This window comes from Amycolatopsis saalfeldensis, assembly GCF_900110575.1.
GTDB classification, from domain to species: domain Bacteria; phylum Actinomycetota; class Actinomycetes; order Mycobacteriales; family Pseudonocardiaceae; genus Amycolatopsis; species Amycolatopsis saalfeldensis.
The window spans coordinates 49,565-55,922 of record NZ_FOEF01000035.1; the positions used below are offsets into that span (position 1 = coordinate 49,565).

A 6,358-nucleotide genomic window follows, 5' to 3' on the forward strand; every position below is an offset into this window, starting at 1 on the left:
GGTTTGTGGGGCTCGCTTGGTCCGGCCACTGGCCGTCGCCGCTGAGCGACCAGGCCGGTGACAGTCGAAATGGCTGGCGCGCGGTTGCCTCCGAGCGGCCAGGTTGTGAGCCGTCGAAGTGGCCGGATGACGGTTGCCCCTGAGTGGCCAGGTCGTGGGCGCCGTGGTGGTCGGGCTGGCGTTGCCGCTGTGCGGCCAAGCTGTGGGCGCTGTGGTGGTCGGGCTGGCGTTGCCGCTTTGCGGTCAAGCCGTGGGCGCTGTGGTGGTCAGGCCGGTGTTGCCGCTGAGTGGCCAGGCTGTGAGTTGTGGAGATGGCCGGGTCGCCGTTGCCGCTGAGTGGCCAGGCCGTCGGCTTGGACGTGGCGATCCCATTGTCGCCGTTGGGTGGCGAGGGCTGGTCGATCCGGTTGGGGCCGGGAGTTCCTGGTGGGTCCGGCCCCGGCCCGGCCAGTGTTCGGTCCGGGTCAGCGGTCGGCCGGTTCCTGGGCCCGGCGCGCGAACTCGGGCGCGTGCTCGGGTCGGAAGCCGACGCCCAGCAGGAGCGCCGGGAGGTACGCGAGCTTCGGGAAGCGCGAAAACATCTGGATCATCGGCTGCGGCGGCCCATCGCGGAGGCCGGCCATGACCGGGCGCATCACGAAACGGTGGAGTACCCGCTGGAGCGTCTGGACGGCGATCGTCGGCAAAATGCGGCGGGCGCGGACGGCCTTCAGTGCCGAGTCGGTGGGACGGCCACGGAGGAGGTCGTCCGCCAGCAGGGTCGCGGCGGCGACCGCGTCCTGCACCGCGAGGTTGATCCCCACGCCACCCACCGGCGACATCGCGTGGGCCGCGTCGCCGATGCAGAGGAGGCCCTCGGCGTGCCAGCGGTGCAGGCGGTTGAGGCGGACGTTGAGGAACTTCACGTCGTCCATCGACTCGAGTTCGTCGACGCGGTCGGCGTATTCGGGGCAGATCTCGGTGATGTTGTGCCGGAAGTTCTCGATGCCCGCCGCGCGCAGGTCCTCGCCTTTCGGCGCGAGGTAAGCGATCTGGTAGTAACCGGTGCGGGGGAGCGGCACAGCGAAGCGGCGGTGGCGCATCTTCGGCATCAGCGTGGCCCCGGCCTCGTCGTCGCGGCGAGACAATCGGAACCACCAGGCGTCGAACGGCGTGTCGTACTCCTTCGGCTCCAGCCCGGCGGACCGGCGGGCCAGCGACCATCGCCCGTCGGCGGCGATGACCAGGTCAGCGCGCAGTTCGCCCTCGACGCCCTCGGCCGTCCGGTAGCGCACGCCGTCGACGCGGGTGCCCGAGCGGAGTAGCCCGGTCATCTCCGTCTCGAGTCGCAGCGTGAACGTCGGCTCCTTCTGCGCGGCGTCGGCGAGCAGGTTCAGGAAGTCCCACTGCGGGACCATCGCGATATAGGGGTGCGGCACCTTCAGCAGGGACAGGTCGGCCAGCTTCATCATCCCGCCGTCTTCAGTCGGGAAGCCGGCTGAAGACATTTCGCTGTGCGGCAGCGCGTCGAACTTCTCGCCGAGGCCGAGCTCGTCGAGCAGCGTGAGCGTGGACGGGTGCACCGTGTCACCGCGGAAGTCACGCAGGAAGTCCGGGTGCTTCTCCAGCACCGTCACCTCGACGCCGGCCCTCGCCAGGATCAGGCCGGTGACCATCCCGGCCGGCCCGCCGCCGACGACCACGCACCCTGTGCGCTCGTCCATCTCCCTCAGCTCCTCTTATTCATCATACGTTGAATAAGAGGAGCATGCACCCGGCAGTGGTGGCTCGTCAAGGCCGGCTCTCGTGGACGGTCCGATCGGGCTACCGCGGCCGACAACTGTCCTTATGTGACTGATTGCCGGAGCTTTTCCACCGGCGGCTCGTCCTGATCCGTCCGGATTTCCGCCGGCGACGAGACGCATTTCACTGTGAGCGACGAAGCCGGGTAACCAAGTCCGTCTCGGCGTATCGCGGGTCCTGATCATCGGGCGTGGGGCGCGGCGTCCGGGAGTGCTGATCGAGGGCAGTGCGTAAAGCGGAATTTTCAATGCCAGCAAGGGTTTCGTGGCTCTTCGAGTGGCAATCTCGGGACCGGACGGCAGGGTATCGGCTTTCACTCGACTGGCCGCACGGCGAGGTGATCGGATAAACGGACGGCCACTTTCCGCCCACCGGGAGTAGAGCTGTTGCGCCGAAATAGCCCAGTCGCTGTCACCTTTTTGGCCGCGTTGCGAACGCGGCGAGTGTCCTAGCCTCACGGGGTGGATTTCGCCGTGGCATCAGGGACCCCTTCGCGCACTGCCCCGCCGGCGCCCGTCGGCCCCGAACCCTGGGTGCCTCCCCAGCTGCGGCTGGTATGCCTCGACATCGACGACACCCTGATCGACTGCACCGCCGCGATTCGCCGCACCCTGGCTGTCCTCACCGGGCGCGGTGATCTTTGGCCGTTGTGGGACTTGATCACCGAGGAACACGTCGCGATGGTCGTCGCCGGGCAGCTCGGCTACGAAGTGATGCACCATCGCCGTACCGAGTGCTTCCTCGCGGAGCTCGGCATTCTCGCGGACTTCGCGCAGGTGGCCTCGTTCGAAGAACGCCGTCGCGACATCCTTTCGCAGTCCTGGCGGCTGTTCGACGATGTCCTGCCGTGCCTCGAATGGCTGCGCGCGGCCGGTCTGCAGCTCGCTGCCGTGACGAACGCCTCGGGAACCCACCAGCGGCGGAAGATCGCGGACCTGGGGCTTGCGCCGTTCTTCGACCATGTCGCCATCGCGGGGGAGCTCGGCGTCGCCAAGCCGGACCCGCTGATGTTCCACTCGGCCTGCCTGGCGCTCGGCTGCGACCCTGCCCAGGCGGTCCACGTCGGCGACAAGCTCGACACCGACGCAATCGGCGCGCAGGACGCCGGCCTCGGCGCCGTCTGGCTCGACCGCGACGACACCAGTCGCACCGGCGAGCGCGCGCCTGTGGGTGTACACACGGTAACCACTCTCGCCGAGCTGCCTGAGCTGCTGGTTTCCGAGTACGTGACGGTCGGCGTCCCGGCCCAGCGTGCGGCGGGGACCCCCGCTGCGCAGCTGCGGGACCGGGTGCTCTAGTATTTCTCCTCGTGCGGTGCTGAACCAGGTCAAACTGGGAAAGCGCCACACTGGGGTATGGTGTAATTGGCAGCACGACTGGTTCTGGTCCAGTTAGTCTAGGTTCGAGTCCTGGTACCCCAGCTGCGGAGAGAGACCCCCTTGCGGGGCGGGAAATCGGCTCTGGTAAGTTCTCTCTCGCAAGAAAACAGAAAAAAGCCCCGGAAACCGGGGAAAGTTCCTAAGCCCCCGTCGTCTAGCGGCCTAGGACGCCGGCCTCTCACGCCGGTAGCGTGGGTTCGAATCCCATCGGGGGTACAGCACAAACCCTGGTTCAGCTTGATCGCTGAGCCGGGGTTTTTTGCGTTCGGCCTGCTGTTCGTCGAGTGTGTTCGTGGGCTGGCTGGGCGCTGTGTGATCGGCTTGGGACGGGCTGGCGGATGCGGTGAGCCGTCGGCGGCTGCGGACTGGGGGCCGGGCAGGACTGGGTCGGTGCCGGGCTGGTCCGGTCGTGACAGTCCTTGGGTGGCTGACCGGACGATGGCCCAGATGCTGGTCCGCGACGTTTGGGCCGGGGCAGAGTGCGTCGCCGGAATTCCGGGCCAGGTCGAGCGCCTCACGACGGGAATCCGCTGCCGCCGCCGGGTTGCTGGCGTACGGATCGTCGAGGGGTCGGTCCTTGGCGATCGGCCGGTCTGGATGGCTTGCCGGTGACGGTCGTCATGGGTGGGCGGGTCTGGATCGCTTGCCGGAGATGATGGTCCTGAGGTGGGCCAGGCGGATTGTTGGGGTGTCAGCTGCTGGCGCATGCTCCGCGGAGGGGCGGGCTGGTCTGGTGGCCCGCTGGCGACGGAAGTCTGGGGCGGACCAGGCACGGCCGGATCGTCCGGGGTGATGGTTATTGACGCATGCCCTGCCGACGGGTGGGCCGGGTCTGGTGGTCGGCTCGCGACGGTGGCCGGAGATGGGTTGGCTTAGGCGGGCTGTTGGGGTGATGGTCGCTGGGGCAATGCGTTGCTTACGGGGGATGGTCGGCCTGGTGGTTCACCGGGGCGGTGGGCATGAGGTGCCGGACAGTTCTAACTGTTCTGTCGGGCGATGGTTACTGGGCGGCGGAGCTGATCTTGTTCACCGCCGGAGCGGCTCGGGGTGACTTCATTTGAACCGTGACTCATCGGGAGTGGCGAATTCGCTGCGATCGGTGAGTGAGTTCGGGTTGGGTTTCGGCCTAGGTAATCAGCGCGTGGAGGGTTCGGTGGGCGAAGTGGTTCTGTAGGCGGGGTGGTGGGTTTGCCGTTGCGTTGGGCGCTCAAGGGGTGGGTGGACGCGCGGTCTGAAGGCCGGTCCGGTTGTCATTCGATGTGGTCGTGAGCCGGATGATGGCAGGGCGGCGATGGGGTTGTGGTGGGCGTTCGGGTCGTTGGCATGCGGTTGGGATCGGTGCAGTCGGGAGTTGTTGTGAAGCCGCGGCTTGTTCTGGAGTGTGTCCGAGGCAGGCCGCGGTCGCTTGTTTGGCGGGTGCTGCGAGTTCTGCGGGCGTCCGGTCGGCGGGGTTGAGGTTGTCGCGTCTACATGCGACTGGTGGGGCGAGGTGCTGCCTTCGTGTCGGCTTGGCTCGGGGCGCTTTTGGATCGGCCGTCGGGTGGTAGCAAGCGAAACGGAGAGTCGGCAGAGGGCATTTCGACCGGTGGGCAGCAGGGGCGGAGCCGGAAGTTGCCAGGGGACCCAGGCAGCCGGATATGCGGGGCAGATAGCTGGCAGGCAACTGGGCGGGCGACGAGGCAATCAGGTAGCCAGGCGGGTAACGCGGTAAGCAGGCAGGGGATGCAAGGCACGAAGGCAAGACAGGCGGGCAAAAGCAGCCAGTCAGGCAAGAGAACCGGGCGGGCAGGGCGGCGAGCACGACGGCAAGGCAGCCAGGCGGCAGGCAAGGCATGTGGGCAAAGCAGCAAGGCGGGCAAGGAAACCGGGCGGATAAGGCGGCAAGAAGAATGGCAAGGAAGTCAGGCGGCTAGGCAGGACAGCCAGGCCTGCAAGGCGGCAGGCAAGACAGGCAGGTGGACAAGGAAACCGGGCGGGCAAGGCGGCGAGCACGACGGCAAGGCAGGCCAGGCGGCCAGGCGGGCAACCGGCCAGGAGGCCACGGCGGCAGGGCAGGCGATCAGCCAGGAGGTCAAGGCAGAGTATGGCAAGTAGGGCGGCCAGGAGGGCCAGGCTGCACAGCGGGCGATCAGCTAGAAGGTAAGGCAGGCAGGCGGTCAGGAGGGCAAGGCGGCGGGGCGGGCAACCGGCCAGGAGGCCAAGGCGGCAGGGCAGGCGATCAGCCAGGAGGTCAAGGCGGCCGGGCGGGCGACCGGCCAAGAGGGGCCAGGCTGCCAAGCGGGCGATCAGCCGGAAGCGTAGGGCAGGTAGGCGGCCAGGAGGGCAAGGCAACCAGCCAGACAGGCAACCAGCCAGACAGGCAACCGGCCAGGAGGGGCAAGGGAGCCAGACCGACACGGCGACAGGCTCAGCAGAGCAGCCGATCAGGCTGGTAGACAGGCGAAAGAGAAACAGGCAGGGCCCCAGCCGCTGGTGCGGGTGGGGCCCTGCCTGGTGAAAGTCCTCGCCTGTGGAGAGGGTTACTTCTTCTTCGCGGCGGACGTGCGCTTGGCCGGGGCCTTGGCGGCGGGCTTCTTGGCCGCGGTGGTCTTCGCGGCGGTTGCCTTCGCGGCCGGCTTGGCGGCGGTCTTCGTCGCAGTCGCCTTGGTTGCCGGCTTGGCGGCGGCCTTGGCGCGGGTGGTGGTGGCCTTGGCGGCGGTTGCCTTCGCGGCGGGCTTGGCGGTGGCCTTGGTGGCCTTCGCCTTCGTCGCGGGGGCCTTGGTGGCCGTGGCCTTCGCGGCGGGCTTTGCTGCGGTGGCGCGGGTCCGCGTGGTGGTGGCGCGCGTGGTCGCCGGGCGCGAAGCCGTCGCGCGGGTGGCGGTGGTGCGCGTGGTTGCCGCCGCACGGGTGGTGGTGGCGCGGGCGGGGGTGGCGGTGGCGCGTTTGACGGCGGTGGCCTTGGGCAGTTTTTTGGTGCCGGAGATGACGTCCTTGAAGGTGGTGCCGGCGCGGAAGGCGGGCACGTTGGTCTTCTTCACCTTGACGGTCTCACCGGTACGCGGGTTCCGTGCGGTGCGGGCGGCGCGGGCACGCTTCTCGAACACACCGAACCCGGTGATGTTCACCTTCTCGCCCTTGTTGACCGTCCGGATGATGATGTCGACGAGACCGTCGACGGCCTCCGAAGCAACCTTTTTGTCGCCCAGACGCTCCGACAG

General features: G+C 68.2%; 3 protein-coding genes and 2 tRNA genes. 3 read left to right on the plus strand and 2 right to left on the minus strand.

Translation table 11 applies throughout. From position 1 onward, the window contains the following. Positions 1-464: 464 nt before the first annotated feature. Positions 465-1,703: an FAD-dependent oxidoreductase gene (locus BMY97_RS42990; protein WP_177231823.1), complete on the minus strand. Its 1,239-nt coding sequence runs from the start codon at positions 1,701-1,703 to the stop codon at positions 465-467. Positions 1,704-2,243: 540 nt separating this feature from the next. Between BMY97_RS42990 and BMY97_RS42995 the strand changes: the two genes are divergently transcribed. The 3 genes from BMY97_RS42995 (at position 2,244) to BMY97_RS43005 (ending at position 3,377) form a co-directional block, all read left to right on the plus strand. Continuing rightward, positions 2,244-3,080, plus strand: coding sequence for an HAD family hydrolase (locus tag BMY97_RS42995; RefSeq protein WP_091629074.1), 837 nt, complete (start codon positions 2,244-2,246; stop codon positions 3,078-3,080). Between the two features lie 51 nt (positions 3,081-3,131). Continuing rightward, positions 3,132-3,203 (plus strand) — tRNA-Gln (locus BMY97_RS43000). Between the two features lie 101 nt (positions 3,204-3,304). Further along, positions 3,305-3,377, plus strand: a tRNA-Glu gene (locus BMY97_RS43005). 2,303 nt (positions 3,378-5,680) lie between these two features. On the opposite strand, the gene BMY97_RS43010 is transcribed toward BMY97_RS43005, so the two are convergent. Then, a partial coding sequence (locus BMY97_RS43010) for an HU family DNA-binding protein (RefSeq protein ID WP_091629076.1) occupies positions 5,681-6,358 on the minus strand: 678 nt, incomplete at its 5' end.

Coding starts and splice junctions, on each gene's coding strand:
- BMY97_RS42990 (WP_177231823.1), bottom strand. CDS start 1,703: ATGGACGAGCGCACAGGGTGCGTGGTCGTCGGCGGCGGGCCGGCCGGG.